The following is a 22,513-nucleotide window of genomic DNA, read 5'->3' on the forward strand; positions in this document are numbered from 1 at the left end:
AGTCATAGTTCCTCTTTTGCAGTCATAGTTCCTCTTTTGCTTCTTATTGTGGCTTTCTTTAGAAATAGAGCCAGTATTAAGAAATCTGAGTCCACTCTAGTAGAATGAAATATGTACAAGTTTATCTGCCAAATCAAGCTTTTATATTTATATAAAATGTAGAAAAATTCTTATTTTGTCGTTAGTTAGAGTGAAATTTAAACCTTTCTAAGAAATTTTGTACCATAGTAAACTAAAGCTATACGTCTGTTTGAAGTTTTCATATAAAACAAGATAAAGATGAACACTTTCAAATTAAAAAAGAGCATAATACCTAAAAATGGGGGTGCATTTCAGGCGAGGTAGCTTTTTATTTTGCTTACCTTTTGACTGGACAAATTATAACCTAATACTATATTTTATATATGTACATGTATATATTTCACTTTTATCAACTATTAAAAGCAGCTATGATCAACCACACATGTAAGAAAAGCCCTCAATTAATTTTGAGGGCTTTTCTTCAATTTGTCGACATATAGAGTAAATAATAAAATTAATCAATTTAACGAGATACTTTATTATTTACTTAACGCAATGTACCATACTATGTTTTCATTCTTTATTAGGTAACTTGCTTAAATTAAATAATTTTTTGCATAATCGTCAAACTAGCCAATTCTATGTGAATCTTAATAGAAAATTATAATTACTTTTAAAATTCACTTACACTTAACCCCCTTTCTTTTTGCCATTCAGCGTAAAACACATCTTCATAATTTTTAATCTGTCTTTTCGTCAATTGACTTTTCAACCATGCTTCATCAAATCCTGCTTCTTTAAGATTATTTATTGCTACCCTTCCATCCATAATGAAAGCAATAGGCAAATTTGTTTCTTTATATTGAACATTCAAATCTTTTTTTGTTGGGGGTCCATAATTATGTTTAGGAACAACACTAATTTGTCCATCTGTTTCTAGAATTACATATTCCGCCTCATATAAAGAGAAAAAACCCTGTTGTCTCATAAGATGTTGCAATTGATTTAAATCAAAATTCTCTTTTTTTAATTGTTTATAAAGTATCTCGCCTTTATATATGATCATTGTTGGTTTCCCTTCCAACATGCCTCTAAGACCTATAAATTTTTGTGATAGTTTAGTGACAATATAAATTAAAATTCCCCAAATGAAGACACTGCACAGAACTTCCCATAGTCCTGCTTCTTTCTCCATTACAGCATCTCCTACGATATTCCCTAGAACTAGAGCTGTAATGAAATCAAAGGGAGTTATCTGAGCAAACTCTATTTTCCCTAAAATTTTCAACATAATAAATAAGGCAATAAATCCCCCGACAAGTTCAATTGCCATATCTTTATACATAAAGACACTCCTATTTATAGTTAGTTTTCTTCTCTATCATTTTGTATTAGAAATGTTAATAATAAACCTATCCATTATATGTTTATAAAGAGAATTCGAACAATAAATAGTAACTCGTGCAAACTACCCAGGAGACATCTAACACTTTGAGAGCCATAGATTTTTAGTTACCATGATGGATCTATCAGAAACTACAGAGGTAAAAAATATAGTTGTTGCATTATATAAAATAATCAAAAGTAACTTAAATCAGATTAAATATACTCCTAAAAGGCATAAAAATAGCAGTTTTCTGCAAATGATATAGTGACAACCAAAAATATCAATTGGAGGAAACTGCTCATGACAGAACATAAAACAAAGCTCACGTCCTCTGAAATAGCCTGCACGTGGACTGGCTATCTGAATGATAGTATGTCCAAATGTATACTTGGTTATTTCTTAAAACATATCGAAGATAAAGAAATTAAATCAATTGTTCAAATGGCTTATGATCTTTCATCCGTTCATTTAGAAAAACTTCGTGCTTTATTTCAAACAGAAGAGATCCCTCTTCCTATAGGATTTACAAATGAACACGACGTGAATAAGGATGCTGGTCGTCTGTACACCGATACCTTTATCCTTACATATGTTAATCACATGGCAAAAGTGGGGATGCTAGCATTTAGTGGATTTCTATCCATGAGTGCTCGAAAAGATATACGATTATATTTTAAAGAAGGCCTCCAAGAGGCCTCCAATCTATATGATGGAAGTTCAGATATCGCTCTTTCGAAAGGGTTATTTGTTCGAGCTCCTTATATTGCTTACCCTACTCAACCGGATACTGTAGACAGCAAAAGTTATCTTAGTGGCTTTTCTTTTTTTAGTAAAGAACGTCCGTTGAATGCCATTGAAATATCCCATTTATATATGAATATTCAAACCAATATCATTGGTAGTAAGCTAAGCCTTAGTTTCGCTCAGACATCTCAAAGAGAAAAAATTCAAAATTGGATGTTAAGAGGGGCCCAGATTTCAGAAAAACATGTACAAATCTTTACCCAAGCGCTTCTCGATAATCATATTCAACCTCCTGTACCACATGATATTGCCATTAGTGACTTAACGACACCTGTTTTCTCTGATCGTCTAGCCATGTTTCATATGAGCTTTTTGAGCGCAGCTGGAACAGGTAACTATGCAACTGCAGCAGCTGCAAGTCAGCGAAGTGATCTTGTTGTTAATTATGAAAGGCTGTCGCTTGAAATTGGAAAATATGCAAAAGCTGGAGCTGATATCATGATTCAGCATGAATGGTTGGAACAACCCCCTGGTACAAAAGATAAGGAACAACTTGCTCAGAAAAAAGAATAAAATTATATATGTAAAACAAACTACTCAAGCTGTTCCAAACATCAGCAGAAAAGTAGTAATATGTAAAATGAAAAAAGGAGAAATGGATTTCCATTTCTCCTTTTCTTACACATTTAGTCAGAAGTATCTTCTTATCGGATATTTTTTCCACCAAGTTGTTGTTCCGCCATTTGYACAAGRCGTTTTGTAATCTCTCCACCTACTGATCCATTTGCACGGGCAGTTGTATCAGCACCAAGATTGACACCAAACTCACTAGCRATYTCATATTTCATTTGGTCAATTGCTTGTTGAGCACCATATACTAATAGTTCGTTTGTGTTRCTATTTTTATTGTTTGCCATTATAAACAACTCCTTTATAGTTTATAACGTTAAGACGTGTAAAAAAAGAATGGTTTATTCATAAGATGAGAAGTTATCTTTAAAAGATGCTTAGTTTGTGAAGATATGTTTAAAAAACAGAAAAATTTATAGGAGCTCATGAACTTTCCCTCAATTGTTAGAAAAAAACACCTAATTGAAGTTGAAGATGGCACAGTGCTCATATTCTACAACACATTGTTAAACAAACCATAATACAAGGGCTCTCGTAAAGTTGAACAAGATAGTAAGCACCTTATAAAAAGGTGTTTTTTTCTTAGTAATTAATTTTCTTATTTTTACAATATGTGGTACATTGGTTTAAAAAGGAAAATGAACAGTATGATAGGTCTTATTAGTGTTATTGTGTTATTTAACTTTATTGCGTTTAAAATGAATAAAAGATTGACAGGAAATCAAATTCTTCATATTTGGTTTTTTACAATCGCTCTTCAAAGTAATTTCGACGTTTTTATAGATCTAAAATATCATGGATACTGGTATTTTACAGAAGGGGAAGATTGGAAAGGAATCCTTGTTCATACGGTGTTACTACCACCTGTGAATATGATGTTTCTGAACTGGTACCCTTTTCGACAATCAATTAGTAAAAAGATCTTTTACTTTATTTTTTGGATACTGGCTATCTTGCTTTATGAAATGATGACATTATTGCCTGAGCCTTGGGGTTACTTCCACTATGGTTGGTGGAATTTATGGCACTCAGCTGTTATTGATCCTTTCCTTTTGCTAACCATATTAGGATACTATAAATTCGTGTGTAAAATAGAGGAGAAATCATTATCAAGAAAGCACTAAAGATACATTATATTAGTTGAATTAAAGTTTTTTTAAGACGCTTTGTGTAGATTGTAAATAAGGATTAACTTCTTAAGAATCAAGAAGTTAACCCTCTTAATTTTTTCATTCATCCTGTTGAGTGATCTAATGACGTATGAATCTCTACTTGAAAGTAAATCTTTACTATAAAAAACCAGAACCACTTCTCTAGTGTAAAAAAGATATAAAAATTAATCTAGTTTACGAAACCCTATTTCTTCTAGAGCCTGTTCTAAGGTTGCTCTGGTTTTTATAGATCTAAACTCAATACCTAAACTAACCATTGTTTGAGCAATTTCTGGACGTATTCCTGTTATCATCGTTTTTGTGCCAATCAGCTGTAGAGCTTTCACAATTTGAAAGATATTATTTGCTACCATGGTATCTACGATAAGAACTCCTGAAATATCAAATATTAAATAATGTAATTGAAGCTGGGCACTTTTTGTTAAAGCAGTTTCTATAATGAGTTGAGCACGATTTGTATCAATTTGGCCAACGATAGGCATAACAGCTATTCCTTTAGCAAGAGGGACCATGGGAACCGATAACTCTTCTAGAGCTGTGTAAGCCAATTTCATTTTCTCACTATTATAAGCTTCGAAAATGTCAACGAAGATATGATTAATTTGATCAATAAAAGGATCGATTATTTTACTCACATCTAGCATAGTAATAGGCGCAAATGTTCTTTGTTGGAGTTCTTCTGTAAAGACATCCCATATAACAGTACGAAACAATGTTACCGACTTTAGAGCCTGACTTAAAGAAACTCCATTCTCAACAGCTACTTTTCCTATATCCATAGCCCATCTTGTTACTTTTTGAGAAACTAGTGATTTTTCCTCGAACAAAGCTTCTCCTAAATACCCTATGATTTCTGCTCGCCATTCTAAAATTTCATATGCTTCTCGGTGAATAAGCTTATGTTTATATTCCGAATCTACAAGATCAGAGAAATTCCTGGCTAACGCTTCTTTATTTTCGATGATTTTCTGTCCTATATAAAGCAATTCATCTTTCATGGATTTCATCCCCCCTTTTATCCCTAATATTGATTCTCTATTTAATAATAATTTATATTATACGGTATAAATTAAGCTAACAGCGAGAAAAGAGTTTTTATATATTTTATACTAAATTTTCCGAGGTACATTATGCAATTAAAGGCTATATACTCTATAGTTTTTTCCAGTTGCTATCATGAGATATTTTTTTAGTAATAAATAAATTTATTCAAAGTAATATGCTTGCAGTATGCCATTTTATTCGCATAAAAAGGTATCTGTGTACTGTGAGGACTTTTTATAAAAAATGAGGATAAACGCTTTCAAGAATACTTACAGGTTAGTTTCACATACTAAAAGAAGACTAAATCTGTAAGGAGATAAGTGAATGGGAACCGAACATAATGTAAAATTGAGCGCTTCTGAAATTGCACAACTTTGGTCGTCTTATATGAATAGTAGCATGTGTCATTGTTTATTTACCTATTTTTCAAAAGTAGTAGAAGATACCCAGGTAAAATCTATTCTAGAGATGGGTTTAAAATTAACAGAAGAACATTTACAAAAACTAACTACCATCTTTCATGAAGAAAAATATCCTGTACCACAGGGATTCGTTACAAATGAAGACGTTAACACCTCTGCTCCAAGGCTGTTTTCAGATAGCTTTATGTTGTACATAAGCTATAGTATGGGGACAATGGCTCTTAATTTTTATGCCGTTGCGAAGACGGTATCTGCACGTGCGGATATAGACGCTTACTTTTCAGAGTGTATTCATGAACTCAGTGAATTTGATAGCTTAACTAAGAATTTATTATTGTCAAAAGGTTTATTTATCCGTTCTCCATACTTGAATCATGTGCAAGAAGTGAACCTTGTTAAGGATCAAACGTTTATGTCTGGTTGGTTTGGTGACAAAAGACCTTTATCAGCAATTGAAATTACACATCTATTTATAAATTTACAAAGGAATGCATTAGGGAAAGCAGTAATGATAGGCTTCAGTCAAGTAGCTCAATCCAAGGAAGTAGGAAAATTTATGGTTCGCGGAAAAGAAATTGCACGTAAGCATACAGAGGTGTTTGGTTCTGTATTAAAAGATAATGATTTGCCTGTTCCTATGACGTGGGATAACGAGATAACAAGTTCAAAAATTGCTCCTTTTTCAGACAAATTGATGATGTTTATGACTACAGCTTTAACTGGTCTTAGTATAGGCTTTTATGGCACTGCGATGGCTACAAGTACAAGGAAAGATTTATCTATCCATTATGTTCGTCTATCTGCGGAAATAGCTAAATATGCAGAAGACGGTGCCAATATTATGATAAATAATGCTTGGCTAGAAGAGCCACCTCTTTCCGAAGATCGCGACAAACTAGCAAATACATGAATAAAGAATAAAGGGTTCTAATTTAAGAATCAGCTCCAAAAGCGTCAACTTAAAATCTCCATCCTTTTTAAATTACGTTAATTTAAAAGCTAGATCATTTGCAGAATCAGTTACCAAAATATAATTTATTAGCAGTGAAATAAAATTTATAAAATAATCATATTTTATGTTTCAACTTTGGGCAAATGGGTAAAGTAATATGAAAAAATTCTAATAAAACTAAATAAACAGCAACTTATCATCATCATAAAAAGAGCTCTCTAATCCTCATCTATTAGAGAGCTCTTTTTATAAATTTTTTTATTCAAATTTAAAGAAATCTTCTGGATAGAGGTGGATTTTGCTCTCTATTTTTAACAAACTGCTCTTTTTCATCAACAAGTACTAAGATATTTCCTTCTTTAACTGAGTGACCATAGTATTCAGCTTCACCTTTAGGAAGACCTATTTCGACAAGTGCTCCTGCTAAACCTCCTACTCCCGCGCCCGTTACAGTGCCTGTTAACACGGCTGCAATTGGTCCTGCAGCAACAATAGGCCCTATTCCTGGAATAGCAAATGCAACAGCTCCTGCCAATAAATCTGTTAGCCCACTTAGAGCCCCACCAGTTAAGACACTTGTTGTAATTCCATCCACCACTTCGGTATCTATTTTTTCTGTCACTCTATCTATCTCTCTACTGTCTTGCCCGATGATGGAGATGTCACCTGTAGCGTATCCTTGATTTTCAAGACCTTCTACAGCTGCAATGGCTTCTTGCTCTGACTTGTACACCCCTATAACTCTCTTTGCATTTCGTTTTATTTTCATCTCCTCCTATTTCTTTTATTCATGTTCCCTAGGTATAAATGTTAAAATTTCTACTTATCATAATCACTACTATAGATAGAGCAAGACTAAAAAACTTTCAATGAATAGATTATCTTTTTTTGCGTTAAGTTAAATATGATTTAATGCATCCTCAACGGTTAAAGAAAAAATTAAACAACTTGAGTCCTTATCAGTATAGAACTCAGGCTGCATAGGTAGCTTTCTTAAGACTGTTTATTTGACAGGGGTCACTCCAGGCTGCTTAGAGTTGCTTTTTTACCCCTATCTACTAGACAGTGGTAACTCCAATATTTATTAGACACTAAGTTAGGCTACTATGATGAATAGACTTTTTCGTATTCAATAGGAGAAAGCTAATATAGGTGAATATAAGGGTTTTATATATAAGTTATAGACTGAAAAACAAGCCTTAATTGAACACTTTTATGTATAATAAACATAGTCTAAAAAAGCAATATCAATTAAATTTAATAAAAAATGATAGAGAGAGGATGATTAAATTCTTATTTTTCTTTTAAAATAATTTAATAGTTGAAAGTAGGAAATCTAATGAGAAAAAAAATGAAAATAGGGCTAGGATTTAAAATTACTTGTGGCTATTTAATAGTTATTTTGTGTTTACTTTTGTCTTTCACTATTTTGAAAAATCAAGTTGCCTCTCTCCAAAAAGATCGAAATTATATTATTAATCATGATATTGAAGTCCACGATCTTACTAATCAAATTGAAAAACATTTATTGGACATGGAAACGGGACAGCGAGGATTTATGATTACAGGAGAGTCAAGCTACTTAGAACCTTATAATAGCGCAAAAGCAAAATGGGGAAATGATTATAACCGGCTTTATAACTTATTATCAGATAATCCAAACCAACAAGAAAAGCTAAAAGAAATCAAAGTAACCATTGAGCACTGGATCCAAACAGCTGGTGAACCAACTGTCTTATTAAAAAAGGAAAATAAAACAAAAGAGCTTCAGGAATTCTTTAAAGTAGACCCTGGTCACCAAGATATGAATAAGATGCGGAAACAATTTGATACGTTTCTTACCACTGAGAAGCAATTAACACAAAAGAGAGCTACTCAATTAGATAACCAAAATCGTACAATCGCATTAGCCATATATGGGCTATTTCTTCTCGTTACCTTGCTCTCAATTATACTCGCAATGTTTATTTCTAAATCTATCGTAGGGACCATTAAAGAGGTTACCCAAACTATTAAGAGCATCGCCTCTTCTAAAGGAGAGGTGAAAGGTAGAATTGTCGTCAACACAAACGATGAAATTAAAGAACTTGGTCTGGCTACCAATGAACTTTTAGACAGTGTTGAAAAAAGGGAATGGGTACAAACTAATCTTGCAGATGTTGTTACTATGTATCAAGGAATTTCATCCATTGATACTTTGGCAGAAAGATTTCTTTCCACTGTTGCAAATATGACCCAATCCTCATTTGGTACATTTTATATCCGTCGAGAAATTGAAAAAGATATTCAATTTACTAAGCAAGCTGCCTTTGCGGATTCAGCTGATCATGAAGTAGGAAGAGAAAGTTTCGCACTAGGACAAGGTTTAATTGGGCAATGTGCTTTTGAAAAACGATTGCGTGTTATAAATGATATTCCTACTAATTATCGTCTTATTACTTCGGGTTTAGGAGAAGTTCCACCTCATAGTATTTTAATTGCACCTATCTTATTTGAAGATGAAGTGATTGCGGTAATGGAGTTGGCTTCATTAACTACATTTACCGTTCTGCAACAAGAGCTTATTAATCAGGTGCTTGAAACCTTTGGTTTAACCATCAATAGTGTTATGACACGTATGGAAATCGCTCAATTACTAAAAGAATCCCAAGCGATGACAGAAGAACTGCAAGCCCAATCAGAGGAACTACAAACTCAATCCGAAGAATTGCAAATGCAGTCTGAAGAGTTACGTACCATTAATGAACAATTAGAAGACCGAACAAGAGATGCAGAAGGAAAAGCAAAAGAATTAGAAATAGCAAAACGTGATCTAGAAGCAAAAGCAGAAGAGCTTATGCTTAGTTCAAGTTATAAATCGGAGTTTCTTGCCAATATGTCACATGAATTACGGACACCACTAAATAGTATTTTGATACTTTCTGAAATGTTGGCAGAAAATCTAGCTAAAATTTTATCCGATGATGAGGAAGAATATGCTCGCATCATTCATTCATCAGGGAAAGATCTATTGGCATTAATTAATGATATTTTAGACTTATCAAAAGTAGAGGCTGGAAAATTAGATGTTTTATTAGGCGAAATGAACCTAAGCGAACTCTCGACTCAACTAGAACGTAATTTCGCCCACATTGCAAATCAGAAAAAGGTAAAGTTCGATATTATAAAAGCAAATGACGTACCTGACCTCTTTCATACTGATGAAAAGCGATTTCAACAAATTATAAAGAATTTATTGTCTAATGCATTTAAATTTACAGAGGCTGGTTCTGTTACAGTTCATATTAAGCGAGTAAATGAGAAACATGTCACTAATATGATGCGTAGAATTGATACGGATTGTTGGTTGGAAGTTTCAGTCGCAGATACAGGGATTGGTATCCCAAAAGAGAAACATGGTCTTATTTTTGAAGCGTTCCAACAAGGTGATGGGGCCACAGTTCGTAAATATGGAGGTACAGGCCTTGGTTTATCTATTTGCCACGAATTTGCAAAACTACTAGGTGGATGGATTACAGTAAGCAGTAAAGTTGGAAAAGGAAGTACGTTTAGTCTTTATCTTCCTAGCCTTTTAAATGGCTTAGTAGATTATGAAAAATTGAATGTTGCATATGAAGAAGTAGCTGCCTCTATTATGGCAGAAATAGAAGTAGAAGCAGATAGTCAGCTTGATGAATCTAATTTTGCTAAACAGAACGAAGAAAATGTATTCCATGGGAAACGCGTGTTAATTGTTGACGATGACCAACGCAATATTTTCGCTTTAAAAGCAGCGTTAGCTAAGCAGGGTATGACCATCATAACGGCTGAGAATGGAATTGAATGTCTTGAAATTATGCAAACTAATGAACAAATTGATCTTATTTTAATGGATATTATGATGCCACAAATGGACGGCTATGAAGCGATGCAAAAACTTCGAAAAGACTTACATGTAACAGACGTACCGATTATCGCTTTAACAGCAAAAGCAATGAAGAAAGATCGTGAAAAATGCTTAGAAGCAGGGGCTTCTGACTATATCAGTAAGCCATTAGATTTGAATCAACTCTTTTCCGTAATGCGTGTATGGCTAGTATAGTAAGTGGGGTATGAACACAATGAATAACAAGCAGCTAGACATAGATCATGAAGTAATCCTAGATAGGAAGACAGATTTAGAACTTGATTTATTGCTTAATACGATTTATCAGTTATCTAGTTTTGACTTTCGACAATATGCCAGGTCCTCTATTTATCGTAGAATTCATAACCGAATGAAAATCGATCGAATTCCAACGATTTCTCGTTTACTTGAGAAAGTCATTCATGAAGAAGGCGTTCTAGAGCAATTGTTAAATGACTTCTCAATTAATGTAACAGAAATGTTCCGTGATCCAAGTTTTTTCCAAGCCTTTAGAACAAAAGTGGTACCTATATTACGTGAGTATCCTGAAATTCGCATTTGGCATGCGGGATGTGCCACCGGAGAAGAAGTATTTTCGATGGCTATCTTATTAAAAGAAGAAGGGCTATTAGATAAGACAATACTTTATGCGACAGATATGAATGAAGAGGTTTTAAAAAAGGCGAAGCAAGGAGCTTTCTCCTTACTCAAAATGAAGACCTATACAAAAAACTATCTACAAGCCGGTGGAACACACGCTTTTTCTGAATACTATCAAACCGATCATTTATATGCATACTTCCATTCAGATTTATTAAAGAATATTATCTTTGCCCAACATAATTTGGTAACGGATCAGTCCTTTAATGAATTTCATGTGATTATTTGCCGTAACGTCCTTATTTATTTCACAACGGAATTGCAAAATCAGGTACAACAATTGTTTCTTGAAAGTTTAGGGGTAAAGGGTTTTCTCGGATTAGGTGATAAAGAGACCTTATGCTTTACAAAAACAATGGCAGATTATACTGAATTTGTACCAAAAGAAAAAATCTACCAAAAAAATTAACAAGAACGCAGAATGACCCATTAGGTTCTTCTGCGTTCTTATTTTGCTTATAAGGTATCTATTTGAGAAACTGGTTGTTAACCTCTGTATTAATGAAGGAGAAGAATTTATTTTATTTTTTGTGAATCAGAGAGTGCAAAGCTTATTAAATATAGGGTTATTTATTCCTTACGTAGTTTAAAGCGAGAATAGGTAATAAAAGACGCTTACTTAATAGTTCTTAATTGACTTATAAAGTTGACCTACATTCTCATTACTGCGTGAAAATTACTTACTACAGGTACATCTTTTATTGAGGAATATGTATGCTCAAATTCTAACTATGTTACATTCAATGCAATTAGTACTATATCTTCTCTATTCATTTTCTCTACACATTGTTTTATCTCTATCTTTGATAATCCCAATGATTACATTTTCATTCTAATCTCTTCTTTTCTTGATCAAAATACATTTGCTATTGAATCAAAAATATGATGTTTTACTAGCCCCACATCACTCGCTTTATAGAAAAACTTCTTATTTGTCGTCAACCAGCGTGATTAATAAAACATCGATTTTCAAAAGTTAGTTTTTACCTTTTCTCTAATAGAAGAAACTCGTCAAAAAAAGCCTTTGCTAAAAGCAGCTAAGGCTTCTTTTAAGTTGACAAGGAACTGTATACCTTCACCTTACGGCAAGATGAGAGTTAATTTCTTCTCTTAATCTTTTACTAGCTACCTACTGTGCAGCTTCACTTGTTTACATAGTAAGTAAGAAGGTTAACTCTTTTCATTCCTTGTTCAATAGAAATTTTTCTAGAGTTACGATAGCGCGGTGCTCGTCGTCTCCATCTATAGTAAGGTTAATTTCTTCTCCTTGTCTAACTGCTAAGGCCATAACCCCCATAATACTTTTCCCAACTACCTTTTTTCCATTTTTTACGATATTAATGTCACTGTTAAAAGACGATGCTTTTCCTACAAATTCAGCGCCAGATCGAGCTTGGAGGCCATGTTGAAGAAGTACGATAACCTTTTTTTCTATCATTGATCCTCACCCTACCCTTCGTAATCTATTTATATGTTGTATTAATTTACAGTAAAGAACTTATTTCCCAAAGTTTATACATTTATTATAAGACCCCAGCTTCTCTTCTTTTATGTGTTTTCATAGGAAGAGGAATACGAGTCTCCGTTTTACTATCAAAGAAGTGAATCTTGTTCATGTCTATAGCTAACTTCATTTGTTGACCTGCTTTCACTTCTGTACGAGCATCCACGCGTGAAACAAAATTTTGATTATTAATTTGTGAGTAAAGTATTATTTCAGCACCCATTAATTCAGCCACTTCTACTTTAATATTTACCGTTGTATTTGGCGAAGCATCAATGAAAACTGGCTCATCATGGAAATCTTCTGGACGAACACCTAAAATCATTTCTTCACCTCTGTATCCTTGCTCACGTAATACTTTCATTTTTCCTTCCGGCACTTCAAGACGTACTGGTCCCATTTGGAAGATCCCCTCTTTTAAGGTACCAGTAAAGAAGTTCATCGCAGGAGAACCAATAAATCCTCCAACAAATACATTTGCAGGCTCATCGTAGACTTCTTTAGGTGCACCTACTTGCTGGACAATCCCATCTTTCATGACAACAAGACGTGTTGCCATAGTCATCGCTTCTGTTTGATCATGCGTAACATAAATTGTGGTGGTTTGTAAGCGTTGATGTAATTTGGCAATTTCAGAACGCATTTGGACACGCAATTTTGCATCTAAATTGGATAAAGGCTCATCCATTAAAAATACTTTTGCATCGCGAACAATCGCACGACCTAAAGCAACACGTTGACGTTGTCCACCTGAAAGAGCCTTTGGTTTACGCTCTAAGTATTGTTCTAAACCAAGGATACGAGCTGCTTCTTGTACACGACGATCAATTTCCTCTTTGGGGAATTTACGTAATTTCAGACCGAATGCCATATTGTCATATACGCTCATATGGGGATATAACGCATAGTTTTGGAAGACCATTGCAATATCGCGATCTTTTGGCGCCATGTCGTTGACACGTTTACCATCGATAAAAAAATCACCTTTTGAAATTTCTTCAAGTCCTGCAATCATACGAAGAGTTGTTGACTTACCACAACCAGATGGACCAACGAAGACAATAAATTCTTTATCTTCAATCTGAAGGTTAAAGTCTTTCACTGCTGTTACATCTTTATCGTAAATTTTATAAATATGATTTAAGTTTAATTCAGCCATCATTTTCTCCTTTGTAGAACAGAATTTTCACGCCTGATATTTGTTAGAATTTTTAGATAATTAAAGTTTTAAAAAATGTTGTGATATAAAGCGAGCACACCTTTCAAAATAAAGATGTTTAAATCCGATTCATACCACAACTAACTTTAAAAAATTACGTATTTTTTAATCTCCTCATCACATTTGTGACAGCGTTTCTTCAATATTTCATGTTATTTTCCTATTATAGATTCTAATATTGATCGAATTTAGACTGAGGTCAACTTTCAAATGGCTGGCTCTTTTATCTCTAAAACAGTACTTACGATTTGTTTAGTTTCATGCGATTCTAAAGCTGCTAGAATAACAGATAAAGATTTTGCTCCTTCTTCTCCTGAAACAGCAGGCTCTTTATCTTCTAAAATAGCCGATATAAACTCTTCAATGACATGTGTATTACTTTGACCGCCTTCATCATTCGATTGAATTTTGCCAAGTTCATAATTGACTACTTCCCCCGTAGCATATTGGATAATCAAAGAATATGTTGGATGATCTTCTAAACGAATAATTCCCTTTTCACCATAAATAATAGTGGAGTTATCTTCTTTGCCTACGTAAGCCCAACTTGCTGCAAGGGTACCAATAATACCACTTTCTGTTTTTAACATACATACTGCATTGTCATCGACATTCGCAAAATCTTTGGCACTCGTTTGTACAAATGCACCGACTTCCACGATTTCTTCACCAAGAAGATAACGAAGTAAATCTGTCTTGTGAACGCCTAAATCTCCCATCGCTCCAATAAATGCTTCATCCTTTTTGAAGAACCAGCTCTCTTTTCCATCTACACTCCATTGTTCAGGACCGCCGTGACCAAATGTGGTGCGGAAACTGTATATTCTTCCAATTTCCCCACTCTCAATGAGCTTACGTGCTTTTTGATGAGAGGAAACAAAGCGTTGATTGTGACCAATCATGAGCTTCTTACCACTTTCTTTTGATGCTTGGATCATAGCCTGGGATTCTTCTTTTGATGTAGCCATTGGCTTTTCACACAATACATGAACATCATTGTTTAAAGCTGCAATTGAAATAGGTGCGTGTAAATAGTTCGGTGTACAAACACTTACGGCATCCACCGTACTACTTGTGAGTAATTCCTCATAATTGATATATGCTTTTGCACCATACTGCTCAGCAACTTCAAGGGCACGCTGTTCGTTTATATCGCAAACTGCCACAATTTCTACTTCTTTATTCATTTTATATTCTGGCAAATGACGATGTTGAGCGATACTTCCACAACCGATAATTCCTACTTTTACTGTTTTCATATTCATTCTCCCCTTGTTTCCCTTAATTTTTCACTGCAATTCGTTCAAGTGGTGTTGCGTTTCCGTATATAGGACGTTTTCTGTCAACTGGCTGTGCCCATTTAACACCATTCATAATGACACGTTGAATATCTTTATTGTGATACGTTGGATACGTTTCATGTCCTGGTCTAAAATAAAAGACTTTCCCATTTCCTCGTTTATATGTACAACCACTGCGGAAAACTTCGCCGCCTTCGAACCAACTTGTAAAGATTAATTCATCCGGGGCCGGAATATCAAAATGTTCTCCATACATCTCTTCACGTTCTAGCTCGATATATTCTGAAATCCCTTCTACAATTGGATGACTAGGATCTGTTACCCAAAGACGCTCTTTTTCATCTGCTTCGCGCCACTTTAAATCACAGCTTGTGCCCATTAATGTTTTGAAAATTTTAGAGAAATGACCCGAATGCAGGACAATTAATCCCATTCCATCTAACACACGTTGCTGTACTTTTTTAACGACTACGTCGTCTACTTCATCATGAGCTAAATGTCCCCACCAAATTAGCACATCTGTTTCTTCTAATACAACATCTGTTAAACCATGCTCGACTTCATCTAATGTGGCTGTTTTCGCATTAAATCCTGCTTCTTGTAAAAATCCTGCAATCGCACCGTGAATACCTTCAGGGTAAATGTCTCTTACAACTGGATTTTTTTGTTCATGTCGATTTTCATTCCATACCGTTACGTTTATCATCATAAAAACTCCTTTTATTTTCTTAAAATAACCTCTTCTACTTGCTAATAGGTAGAAGAGGAAAGTTCATTTAAATTTATAACTATCTATAACATAATTAATAAGTTAATCATTTTCTTTTATTCTCATTTTGAAATTTGATAATCCCTTTACTTACTTAATATTCTTACTTTAATTGAGCCCAACTATTATCCATAGCTTTTAAAACGTCTTCTTTAGATTTTTGACCGCCAATATACTCTTGGAGGTTTGCACCGAATTCCTGTTTCACACCATCCGGGAACTTCATCCATTCCCAAGGGAGGGTTTTCCCATCGTTTGAATACTTCATAATTTCATCACCTAATGGTCCTATGCCTTTTGCGTCTATTGTTTTAAAGGCTGGAACATATTTAAAATCTTCTACTAGTGCTCGTTTACCTTCGTCGGATGTAACCATCCAATTTAGGAAGTCTTTTGCTGCTTTTTTATCAGCCTCAGGTGATTTGTTATAAATGACCCAGCTATTAGGTACGTCAATAGCTAGCTTGTCTGTTTCTGCTTTATTATCACTAAGAGGCATTGGCAGAATTCCTAGCTTCATGTTTGGATTAAGTTTATCAAGCATAGGTTGAATCCAGTTCCCTTGCTGAATCATAGCAGCCTCGCCGTTCGCGAACTTTGTTACCTGTGTATTATAATCTGTTGTCAATGAGCCTTTATTTCCATATTTAACAGTCAAATCTAATAGCTTAAGATATTGTTTGAATTCTTTGTTTCCTTCTATTTTAGTCGTACCGTCATTTAACCCTTTAACGAATGCATTTGAATCTTTTTGGTAGGCAAATGGAATATTAATACCATGTTGTCCTAATACCCACCATTCGCCATATCCCACTGAGAAAGGTGTAATGCCAGCAGCCTTTAGCTTTTTAGCTGCTGCTTCTAGCTCTGAAAGTGTTTTTGGTAATTCTTTAATACCTGCTTTTTTAAATAATTCTTTATTATATGTAAATCCATACCCCTCAAGGTTAGCTGGTTGTCCATAAACCTTACCATCTATTGTCATTGGAATTAATGCACTCTCATAAGCATCTTTTACCCAAGGTTGATCTGATAGATCTTCTAGTTTACTTTTCCATGTTTGAGCTTCTTGATAACCTCCATTTGTAAAGAGATCAGGTGGATTGCCTGACGCAAATTTAGCTTTTAATGCTGAAGCACCATCGGCTCCCCCACCTACTGATTCAACATTAAAGGTTACATTTGGATGTTCCTTTGAATATTGGTCTGTTAGGGCTTTTAACTGATCAGCAATTTCAACTTTAACTTGAAAGATGTCAACCACTACTTTTTCGCCTTTACCATTATTGCTAGCTTTATTCCCGGATGCACTCTCGTTCGAACATGCAGTTGACAAGAGAAGAGATGCAGATAGTATACCTGCTGCTAGGGGGAATTTTTTGATTTTAAAAGACATTTTTATTACCTCCACTTTTTATTTAGATATCTCTACGGCGCATTCTTACTTATGAGACAAGCAATAGAGAGTGTAACCTAGACAGATTACTTAATAGACCCACTTGTAATTCCTTTTACAATATGTTTTTGCATGGCAAAGAAAAAGATTAATAATGGAATAATACTGAGCATTAAAGCTGCCAATGCTAAATCCCACTGCTTTGTATATTGACCAAAGAAGAAGAATGTTGCTAATGGAATCGTTCTTAGTTCTGGATCTTGAAGGACAAGGGATGGTAATAAAAAGTCATTCCAAATCCATAAACTGTTTAAGATAACCACAGTGACTGTAATTGGTTTCAGTAATGGAAATACAATTCTCCAGAATACGCCTAGTCTTGAACAGCCGTCAATGATAGCTGCTTCTTCAAGTTCCACTGGAATTCCCTTGATAAAACCGTGGTATAAGAAGATTGTCATGCCTGACCCAAATCCTAAATACATGATGACCAAGCCCCAGACACTATTTAACATCCCTAGACTCCCTGTCACTTTAACTAAAGGGATCATAATAGATTGAAAGGGAATAACCATCGCTGCGACAAACATCATAAAAATGATATTGCTAATTTTCTTTTTAGTTCGAACAAGCATGTATGCAGCCATCGAACAAAAGAAAACAAGAACGATATTACTAACTACAGTAATAAGTAATGAATTTGAGAATACTTTTAAGAAATTCATTTGATGATAGGCATTGACATAGTTTTGAAATTGTAATACAGATGGTAAAGCTGATGTATTGGATAGTATCTCTGCGAATGGCTTCAATGAGTTTGAGACTAAATAATAAAACGGAACTAAAAAGACAAGGCCAAGCACAATGGCCATTATTTCAACAATAAACGTTCTTCCTGTATATCGATTTCCCATTATGATTCGACCTCCTTCTTCTTTGTGTAAGTTACTTGGATGATGGTAATAGCTGCTACTACGAGGAAAAAGATTAATGCTTTTGCTTCTCCAAGACCGTATCGGTTATTCACGAATGCTTCTGTATAAATATTAAGCGCTAACATTTCTGTTGATTTAAATGGACCACCGTTTGTGAGTGATAGGTTGACATCAAAGACTTTAAATGACCAAGAAATCGTTAAGAATAAACAAACGGTTACCGCCGGGGCAACCATCGGCATCGTAATGTGACGAAGGATCTGCCATCTGTTGGCTCCATCAATTTTAGCCGCCTCAATCAATTCCTGAGGTACATTTTGTAGAGCAGCTGTATAAATAAGCATAATATAACCTGCACCTTGCCATACACTCACGATGACAATTCCCCAAAAAGCTGTTTTTGCATCTCCAAGCCAAGGAAGTTCAAAAAGAGAAATTCCTGTTATCTGTCCAATAGATGCAAAACCTTTCACAAAAATAAATTGCCAGACAAAGCCTAGTAAAAGTCCGCCAATTAAGTTCGGCATAAAAAAGACCGTGCGTAACATATTCCGTGTTTTTAGCATCTTTGTTACAAGCAAGGCCAAGATGAAACCTACAATATTCGTTAAAATAATAGCTACTGCTGTATATTTAGTTGTAATCCAAAACGACTGTTGAAACTGCTTATCCTCTGTAAACAAGTATTTAAAGTTATCTAGCCCAACCCAATTGATCGTTCCGTTTACTCCATTCCAATCTGTAAAGGCATAATATACTCCCGTAAAAAATGGAATTAAGACAATGATAGTAAAAGCTAGCAAAGCTGGTCCTACAAATAAAGTGAATAAACCTAGAGATTTCAAATTTTTCTGATTTTTAATATTAAATAATGATTTCTCTTTCAGCATCTTCTGTTTGCCTACAGAACCTACCTCTATGTCTTGCAATTTACTATGGCTATTCATGTAATTGCACCTCCTATGTATTATTTTAACGGGTTAAAGTATTTATGAAACTGCTTACATTGACTTATAGGGTGGAAAATATTGATCTTGTGGAAAGTATCCCCTGACATAAAATCATTAGTTTTATGGATTCTGGTGCAAATATTACTTTGGTAGAAATATAAGCTTCAATATTCTTTTAGTCTATGAGTTACGATGCTACTCCAAATAATTTATGTGGGAATTCAATTTCACTTTGGACAGACTTCACCCCTAGGTGTAGTTGTCCTTTTCAGTATATGCATTGTTTCTATTCCAGAAATAATGGCTTTTGCTGTTCAAAAAGCTTTCAATCCTAGCATTGAGCGAACTCGCTTTTTAATAAAACGATGGTCTTGTTCTACGATATTATTGAGATATTTCATTTGCCTTGGTTGGATGCCTATAGGTATCTTTTTTTCATTCTTTAACTCTTGAATTGTTGCAATGAAAAATATCAGAATTAATTTTCACAATTAACCTTTCAAATGCTTTATTATAAATTTGTTGAATAACATAAGGATGCAGGATATGCTAGACAGGAAAAAGAAATGATATAATATAATAAAATGAAATGAACTAAAAAATGAGGTGTTTAATATGAAATGGGAAGATGTTCAAAAAGCTTTTCCAAATCAGTGGGTACTTATTGAAGCTATTCAAGCGTACACAAATGAGAAAAATGAACGAATTCTTGAGAAAATTACGCCTATTGACAAATATCCAGAGTCAACTGCAGCTATGAAAGATTATCAAGACTTGCATAAGGAAAACCCTTCTCGCGAATTGTACGTTTTACATACAAACCGTGAGCAACCAAAGATTATTGAAAAAACATGGTCAGGAGTACGTAGGATATGATCTCGTTGAAGATAGAAGATGGATTGCTTTTGTCTTCCATTAAAATTACACACAAGGGGAAGACTTTAAAGCTAGATCGAGTTTTGATTGATACAGGATCTGGAGGAACAATTATTTCAACAGATAAAGCAAGTACAATTGGTATCATCCCTGAAGAAGATGATACTATTTATCGTGTTCGAGGCGTAGGAGGTTCTGAGTTTGTTTATTCTAAAACCCTTGATGAAATAAGTATCGACTCATTGATAGTAAACGAATTTGAAACTGAAATCGGCGCTATGAATTATGGATTTGAGTTAGATGGCATTATTGGTCTTGATTTTTTATTAAAAACCAAAGCTATTATTGATCTAGAGAATCATTCCCTTCATAGTAAAGTATAGTTAGATAATCTACGGTACTTATAACGAGCCATCAATAAATACAATAAGCATTTGATCTGATAAGTGGATATAAAGTAACTAGAAAACAACTCCCCTTATAGTAGGGGAGTTGTTTTCTTTTCCAAGACCACAAAGAATGTCATTGATGAAAAATCTCCTATTTGTCGTCACTAACTGTAAATAATAAAAATTTAACAAAATTGAAATACTTTAGTATTTGCCTAATTGACAAAGTGGATTAAATGAGGTTACTTTCTCTGAAAATAGTCACTGACAATATTTTTTCAAAGTTATATGTATATGAATCTACAAATCTGGCTAGACTACTAACGTATTCCCCCCTATTCCAATAAATCTGAAAAACCTTTGTCTATATGGACAAAGGTTTCTTTTTTAATCACCTACATAAAGTTTAGAAATATTGTATGAGCATGTATTAAACTAAACGATTAGTTTCAAGTAGCAAGCTATTTAGCTCAATTGCAAGATGAAAGGGTATTTTGTAAGACGGGTGATCCTAATTTTTCTGTTTTAGAATTTGAAGGGCGCACCTGTATCTTGACGTTTTTCATCTCTTCCGTAACCCAATCGAACTTCCCAGCCCACGTAACGCCATCTTCTTCAGGTGTAGAATATAATTTAAAACGCCAACTAATGTAACCTGGAATGGTTGCAAACCCTTCATATTGATCATACCTACCATAAGTAGAAAGGTGAGGAAGGTGAACAGCCATTATACTAATGTTTGTTCGAGCAAAGCTAGGTGGATTTAATTGTACTTTATATATTAAGGCTGTACCTTTTGCATTTTTTATATTTTTGTCTACAGGTTCTAATATCAAACTACAAGGCATTTTACTGGCATTAGCTTGATATGGATAAGCAAGTACTACAAACAACAAGACTATAATTAAAATAAGTTTTTTCATGTTATTTCCTCACATTTTTTAGTTACTATCCCCTATTGAATACATATTTATTACGATGAAATCAAAGCAGTATTTACTTCAGGAAAACAGAAGGATAGTAACAACCTAACTGGGCAAAAATACAACAAAATATGAATATAGGGTGAATTATATGACTAAAAGGGCAGTTCGTTTACTGCTGATACTTGGTATCTTGGCTTATGGAACAAATTACGGAACTGCATTTGCCAATTTAACAGAAGAAAGAAATCGACCTGAAAAAGCTTGTAGCAAGGAATTTGAAAAGTATCTTAAAAAACTTGATAATAGGGTGCTAAAAGATATTGTTAAAAGTTATAGCTTAGATTTATCCGGGTTTCAGGAATTCACAAACAGAGAATTAAATTTAAAAGTAGGAGATAACATCAATGACCATTCTGACCAGATCTCATTGCAACACTTGTTTGTCGGAGGTAGCATTGGATCAATGAGATTGTTTTTGGAGAATGGTCTAGAAGGAACAAGAGGATATTTTCTTTATAAGAGAGTTGATGGAAATAACGTATTGAAAGAATTAAATAAAATGGGGAACATTTGGGTTGTTATGACAGTTGATGAAAAAAAAGCAGATAAGCTTGAGCTAAAACCTTTTAATTGGGAAAAATGTGCTGATTAAGTAAGAAAAGGGTGTTGAAAGTGACAATGAATATTTGCCATTACAAAGAGAACAATAAGCTGAACTAAAATTAATCGGAGGCGTACATAAATGAAAAAGTACTTATTCTTATTTTCATTAGCTGTTATTCTTTTTGTTTTCAATAGCAATATAAAAGCTAATGCTTTAACTTTTGATCAACTTCCCAACGGGCAAAAATCTAAACAGTGGACTGTTGAAATAGACAAAGTAAAAGATAGTGATCAACGAGATATAAAGTCTAAAAAAGGTGTGTATCAAACTTATAGTATGACCATTAAAAATAATAAAAATGATGCATCTGATGTGAGAATTGAACTTTTTAGAGATGAAGAAAACACGACTACAAAATATGGAATTGTTAATTCAGAAAGAGAAACATTGAATAGAGATGATAAAGAACCTTTTTACTTTGCGAATTTCCCACTTTCTGAAAAGGCCAAAGAGTTAGAAGTAGTAATCACATGGAAAGAAAAAGGCAGCGATAGAAACTATCAAGAACGATTTACGTTTAGTCAAGATTGACGAATAAACAAATCAAAGACCGTCCATAATTTATAAAATTATAGACGGTCTTTTTTATAGATTACTTCGTAAGCTACATATATAACGAATAGGGCTATGAAAGTAATTCCTATTTCTATAAACGATCCGCAGATT

General features: G+C 34.0%; 21 protein-coding genes and 1 pseudogene. 9 read left to right on the forward strand and 13 right to left on the reverse strand.

Going from position 1 to position 22,513, the window contains the following annotated elements; translation table 11 throughout:
* Positions 1 to 694 precede the first annotated feature (694 nt).
* Positions 695 to 1,366 carry a DUF421 domain-containing protein gene (locus AC1D0Y_RS24940; RefSeq protein ID WP_477708039.1) on the reverse strand — a complete coding sequence of 224 codons (672 nt, stop codon included), beginning with the start codon at positions 1,364 to 1,366 and terminating at the stop codon, positions 695 to 697.
* 342 nt (positions 1,367 to 1,708) lie between these two features.
* Between AC1D0Y_RS24940 and AC1D0Y_RS24945 the strand changes: the two genes are divergently transcribed.
* Positions 1,709 to 2,725 (forward strand): DUF3231 family protein, encoded by a 1,017-nt coding sequence (locus AC1D0Y_RS24945; RefSeq protein ID WP_477708040.1) that lies wholly within the window; start codon positions 1,709 to 1,711, stop codon positions 2,723 to 2,725.
* 131 nt (positions 2,726 to 2,856) lie between these two features.
* Here the strand turns inward: AC1D0Y_RS24945 and AC1D0Y_RS24950 are convergent, their stop codons facing one another.
* Complete coding sequence (locus AC1D0Y_RS24950) at positions 2,857 to 3,069, reverse strand: alpha/beta-type small acid-soluble spore protein (RefSeq protein WP_328246559.1); 213 nt, start codon at positions 3,067 to 3,069, stop codon at positions 2,857 to 2,859.
* Positions 3,070 to 3,429: 360 nt separating this feature from the next.
* Between AC1D0Y_RS24950 and AC1D0Y_RS24955 the strand changes: the two genes are divergently transcribed.
* Positions 3,430 to 3,906 (forward strand): hypothetical protein, encoded by a 477-nt coding sequence (locus tag AC1D0Y_RS24955; protein ID WP_477708041.1) that lies wholly within the window; start codon positions 3,430 to 3,432, stop codon positions 3,904 to 3,906.
* 212 nt (positions 3,907 to 4,118) lie between these two features.
* Here AC1D0Y_RS24955 and AC1D0Y_RS24960 read toward each other — a convergent pair whose 3' ends face one another.
* Positions 4,119 to 4,952 (reverse strand): STAS domain-containing protein, encoded by an 834-nt coding sequence (locus AC1D0Y_RS24960; RefSeq protein WP_477708042.1) that lies wholly within the window; start codon positions 4,950 to 4,952, stop codon positions 4,119 to 4,121.
* 370 nt (positions 4,953 to 5,322) lie between these two features.
* On the opposite strand from AC1D0Y_RS24960, the gene AC1D0Y_RS24965 reads away from it, so the two are divergent.
* A complete protein-coding gene (locus tag AC1D0Y_RS24965) occupies positions 5,323 to 6,330 on the forward strand; it encodes a DUF3231 family protein (RefSeq protein ID WP_477708043.1) in 1,008 nt (335 codons plus the stop codon).
* A 310-nt stretch (positions 6,331 to 6,640) separates the two neighbouring features.
* Here the strand turns inward: AC1D0Y_RS24965 and AC1D0Y_RS24970 are convergent, their stop codons facing one another.
* Complete coding sequence (locus tag AC1D0Y_RS24970; RefSeq protein WP_477708044.1) at positions 6,641 to 7,141, reverse strand: general stress protein; 501 nt, start codon at positions 7,139 to 7,141, stop codon at positions 6,641 to 6,643.
* 570 nt (positions 7,142 to 7,711) lie between these two features.
* On the opposite strand from AC1D0Y_RS24970, the gene AC1D0Y_RS24975 reads away from it, so the two are divergent.
* Both AC1D0Y_RS24975 and AC1D0Y_RS24980 read left to right on the forward strand, forming a co-directional pair.
* Positions 7,712 to 10,453, forward strand: coding sequence for a CHASE3 domain-containing protein (locus AC1D0Y_RS24975; RefSeq protein WP_477708045.1), 2,742 nt, complete (start codon positions 7,712 to 7,714; stop codon positions 10,451 to 10,453).
* Between the two features lie 19 nt (positions 10,454 to 10,472).
* Positions 10,473 to 11,327 carry a CheR family methyltransferase gene (locus AC1D0Y_RS24980; protein ID WP_477708046.1) on the forward strand — a complete coding sequence of 285 codons (855 nt, stop codon included), beginning with the start codon at positions 10,473 to 10,475 and terminating at the stop codon, positions 11,325 to 11,327.
* A gap of 771 nt (positions 11,328 to 12,098) precedes the next feature.
* On the opposite strand, the gene AC1D0Y_RS24985 is transcribed toward AC1D0Y_RS24980, so the two are convergent.
* The 8 genes and pseudogenes from AC1D0Y_RS24985 to AC1D0Y_RS25020 all read right to left on the reverse strand — a co-directional run.
* A complete protein-coding gene (locus AC1D0Y_RS24985) occupies positions 12,099 to 12,356 on the reverse strand; it encodes an HPr family phosphocarrier protein (RefSeq protein WP_477708047.1) in 258 nt (85 codons plus the stop codon).
* Positions 12,357 to 12,441: 85 nt separating this feature from the next.
* Entirely contained in the window at positions 12,442 to 13,581 is a 1,140-nt protein-coding gene (locus tag AC1D0Y_RS24990) for an ABC transporter ATP-binding protein (protein ID WP_477708048.1), read from the reverse strand.
* 266 nt (positions 13,582 to 13,847) lie between these two features.
* On the reverse strand, positions 13,848 to 14,900 hold the full coding sequence (locus AC1D0Y_RS24995; protein WP_477708049.1) for a Gfo/Idh/MocA family protein: 1,053 nt from the start codon (positions 14,898 to 14,900) through the stop codon (positions 13,848 to 13,850).
* A 22-nt stretch (positions 14,901 to 14,922) separates the two neighbouring features.
* Entirely contained in the window at positions 14,923 to 15,648 is a 726-nt protein-coding gene (locus tag AC1D0Y_RS25000; protein ID WP_477708050.1) for a ThuA domain-containing protein, read from the reverse strand.
* Between the two features lie 166 nt (positions 15,649 to 15,814).
* Positions 15,815 to 17,107, reverse strand: a complete 1,293-nt coding sequence (locus tag AC1D0Y_RS25005; protein ID WP_477708051.1) for an ABC transporter substrate-binding protein — start codon at positions 17,105 to 17,107, stop codon at positions 15,815 to 15,817.
* A gap of 86 nt (positions 17,108 to 17,193) precedes the next feature.
* The gene (locus AC1D0Y_RS25010) at positions 17,194 to 18,021 is read right to left on the reverse strand and encodes a carbohydrate ABC transporter permease (protein WP_047932919.1); all 828 of its coding nucleotides are present in this window, start codon (positions 18,019 to 18,021) and stop codon (positions 17,194 to 17,196) included.
* A complete protein-coding gene (locus AC1D0Y_RS25015) occupies positions 18,021 to 18,989 on the reverse strand; it encodes a carbohydrate ABC transporter permease (RefSeq protein WP_477708052.1) in 969 nt (322 codons plus the stop codon). The genes AC1D0Y_RS25010 and AC1D0Y_RS25015 overlap by 1 nt, the downstream gene beginning before the upstream one ends.
* Positions 18,990 to 19,179: 190 nt before the next feature.
* Positions 19,180 to 19,447 (reverse strand): annotated as a pseudogene (locus tag AC1D0Y_RS25020) (DDE-type integrase/transposase/recombinase); the annotation flags it as partial.
* 160 nt (positions 19,448 to 19,607) lie between these two features.
* On the opposite strand from AC1D0Y_RS25020, the gene AC1D0Y_RS25025 reads away from it, so the two are divergent.
* Together AC1D0Y_RS25025 and AC1D0Y_RS25030 are read left to right on the forward strand one after the other, a co-directional pair.
* Complete coding sequence (locus tag AC1D0Y_RS25025) at positions 19,608 to 19,868, forward strand: hypothetical protein (RefSeq protein WP_477708053.1); 261 nt, start codon at positions 19,608 to 19,610, stop codon at positions 19,866 to 19,868.
* Complete coding sequence (locus AC1D0Y_RS25030; protein WP_477708054.1) at positions 19,865 to 20,251, forward strand: retropepsin-like aspartic protease; 387 nt, start codon at positions 19,865 to 19,867, stop codon at positions 20,249 to 20,251. The genes AC1D0Y_RS25025 and AC1D0Y_RS25030 overlap by 4 nt, the downstream gene beginning before the upstream one ends.
* Positions 20,252 to 20,727: 476 nt before the next feature.
* Here AC1D0Y_RS25030 and AC1D0Y_RS25035 read toward each other — a convergent pair whose 3' ends face one another.
* A complete protein-coding gene (locus tag AC1D0Y_RS25035) occupies positions 20,728 to 21,180 on the reverse strand; it encodes a YoqH family protein (RefSeq protein ID WP_477708055.1) in 453 nt (150 codons plus the stop codon).
* 151 nt (positions 21,181 to 21,331) lie between these two features.
* Between AC1D0Y_RS25035 and AC1D0Y_RS25040 the strand changes: the two genes are divergently transcribed.
* Together AC1D0Y_RS25040 and AC1D0Y_RS25045 are read left to right on the forward strand one after the other, a co-directional pair.
* Positions 21,332 to 21,835 carry a hypothetical protein gene (locus tag AC1D0Y_RS25040; protein WP_477708056.1) on the forward strand — a complete coding sequence of 168 codons (504 nt, stop codon included), beginning with the start codon at positions 21,332 to 21,334 and terminating at the stop codon, positions 21,833 to 21,835.
* Between the two features lie 90 nt (positions 21,836 to 21,925).
* Positions 21,926 to 22,378 carry a hypothetical protein gene (locus tag AC1D0Y_RS25045; protein ID WP_477708057.1) on the forward strand — a complete coding sequence of 151 codons (453 nt, stop codon included), beginning with the start codon at positions 21,926 to 21,928 and terminating at the stop codon, positions 22,376 to 22,378.
* Positions 22,379 to 22,513: the final 135 nt, after the last annotated feature.

The organism is Priestia sp. P1_B12_1 (assembly GCF_056406695.1).

Excerpts from the sequence above, each read along its gene's own strand:
- AC1D0Y_RS24965 (WP_477708043.1), top strand. The coding sequence starts at position 5,323 with ATGGGAACCGAACATAATGTAAAATTGAGCGCTTCTGAAATTGCACAA.
- AC1D0Y_RS24980 (WP_477708046.1), top strand. The coding sequence starts at position 10,473 with ATGAATAACAAGCAGCTAGACATAGATCATGAAGTAATCCTAGATAGG.
- AC1D0Y_RS24990 (WP_477708048.1), bottom strand. The coding sequence starts at position 13,581 with ATGGCTGAATTAAACTTAAATCATATTTATAAAATTTACGATAAAGAT.
- AC1D0Y_RS25015 (WP_477708052.1), bottom strand. The coding sequence starts at position 18,989 with ATGAATAGCCATAGTAAATTGCAAGACATAGAGGTAGGTTCTGTAGGC.
- AC1D0Y_RS24985 (WP_477708047.1), bottom strand. The coding sequence starts at position 12,356 with ATGATAGAAAAAAAGGTTATCGTACTTCTTCAACATGGCCTCCAAGCT.
- AC1D0Y_RS24995 (WP_477708049.1), bottom strand. The coding sequence starts at position 14,900 with ATGAAAACAGTAAAAGTAGGAATTATCGGTTGTGGAAGTATCGCTCAA.
- AC1D0Y_RS24975 (WP_477708045.1), top strand. The coding sequence starts at position 7,712 with ATGAGAAAAAAAATGAAAATAGGGCTAGGATTTAAAATTACTTGTGGC.
- AC1D0Y_RS24970 (WP_477708044.1), bottom strand. The coding sequence starts at position 7,141 with ATGAAAATAAAACGAAATGCAAAGAGAGTTATAGGGGTGTACAAGTCA.
- AC1D0Y_RS25040 (WP_477708056.1), top strand. The coding sequence starts at position 21,332 with ATGACTAAAAGGGCAGTTCGTTTACTGCTGATACTTGGTATCTTGGCT.
- AC1D0Y_RS25010 (WP_047932919.1), bottom strand. The coding sequence starts at position 18,021 with ATGGGAAATCGATATACAGGAAGAACGTTTATTGTTGAAATAATGGCC.
- AC1D0Y_RS24955 (WP_477708041.1), top strand. The coding sequence starts at position 3,430 with ATGATAGGTCTTATTAGTGTTATTGTGTTATTTAACTTTATTGCGTTT.
- AC1D0Y_RS25000 (WP_477708050.1), bottom strand. The coding sequence starts at position 15,648 with ATGATAAACGTAACGGTATGGAATGAAAATCGACATGAACAAAAAAAT.
- AC1D0Y_RS25030 (WP_477708054.1), top strand. The coding sequence starts at position 19,865 with ATGATCTCGTTGAAGATAGAAGATGGATTGCTTTTGTCTTCCATTAAA.
- AC1D0Y_RS25045 (WP_477708057.1), top strand. The coding sequence starts at position 21,926 with ATGAAAAAGTACTTATTCTTATTTTCATTAGCTGTTATTCTTTTTGTT.
- AC1D0Y_RS25025 (WP_477708053.1), top strand. The coding sequence starts at position 19,608 with ATGAAATGGGAAGATGTTCAAAAAGCTTTTCCAAATCAGTGGGTACTT.
- AC1D0Y_RS25035 (WP_477708055.1), bottom strand. The coding sequence starts at position 21,180 with ATGAAAAAACTTATTTTAATTATAGTCTTGTTGTTTGTAGTACTTGCT.
- AC1D0Y_RS24960 (WP_477708042.1), bottom strand. The coding sequence starts at position 4,952 with ATGAAAGATGAATTGCTTTATATAGGACAGAAAATCATCGAAAATAAA.
- AC1D0Y_RS24945 (WP_477708040.1), top strand. The coding sequence starts at position 1,709 with ATGACAGAACATAAAACAAAGCTCACGTCCTCTGAAATAGCCTGCACG.
- AC1D0Y_RS24940 (WP_477708039.1), bottom strand. The coding sequence starts at position 1,366 with ATGTATAAAGATATGGCAATTGAACTTGTCGGGGGATTTATTGCCTTA.
- AC1D0Y_RS25005 (WP_477708051.1), bottom strand. The coding sequence starts at position 17,107 with ATGTCTTTTAAAATCAAAAAATTCCCCCTAGCAGCAGGTATACTATCT.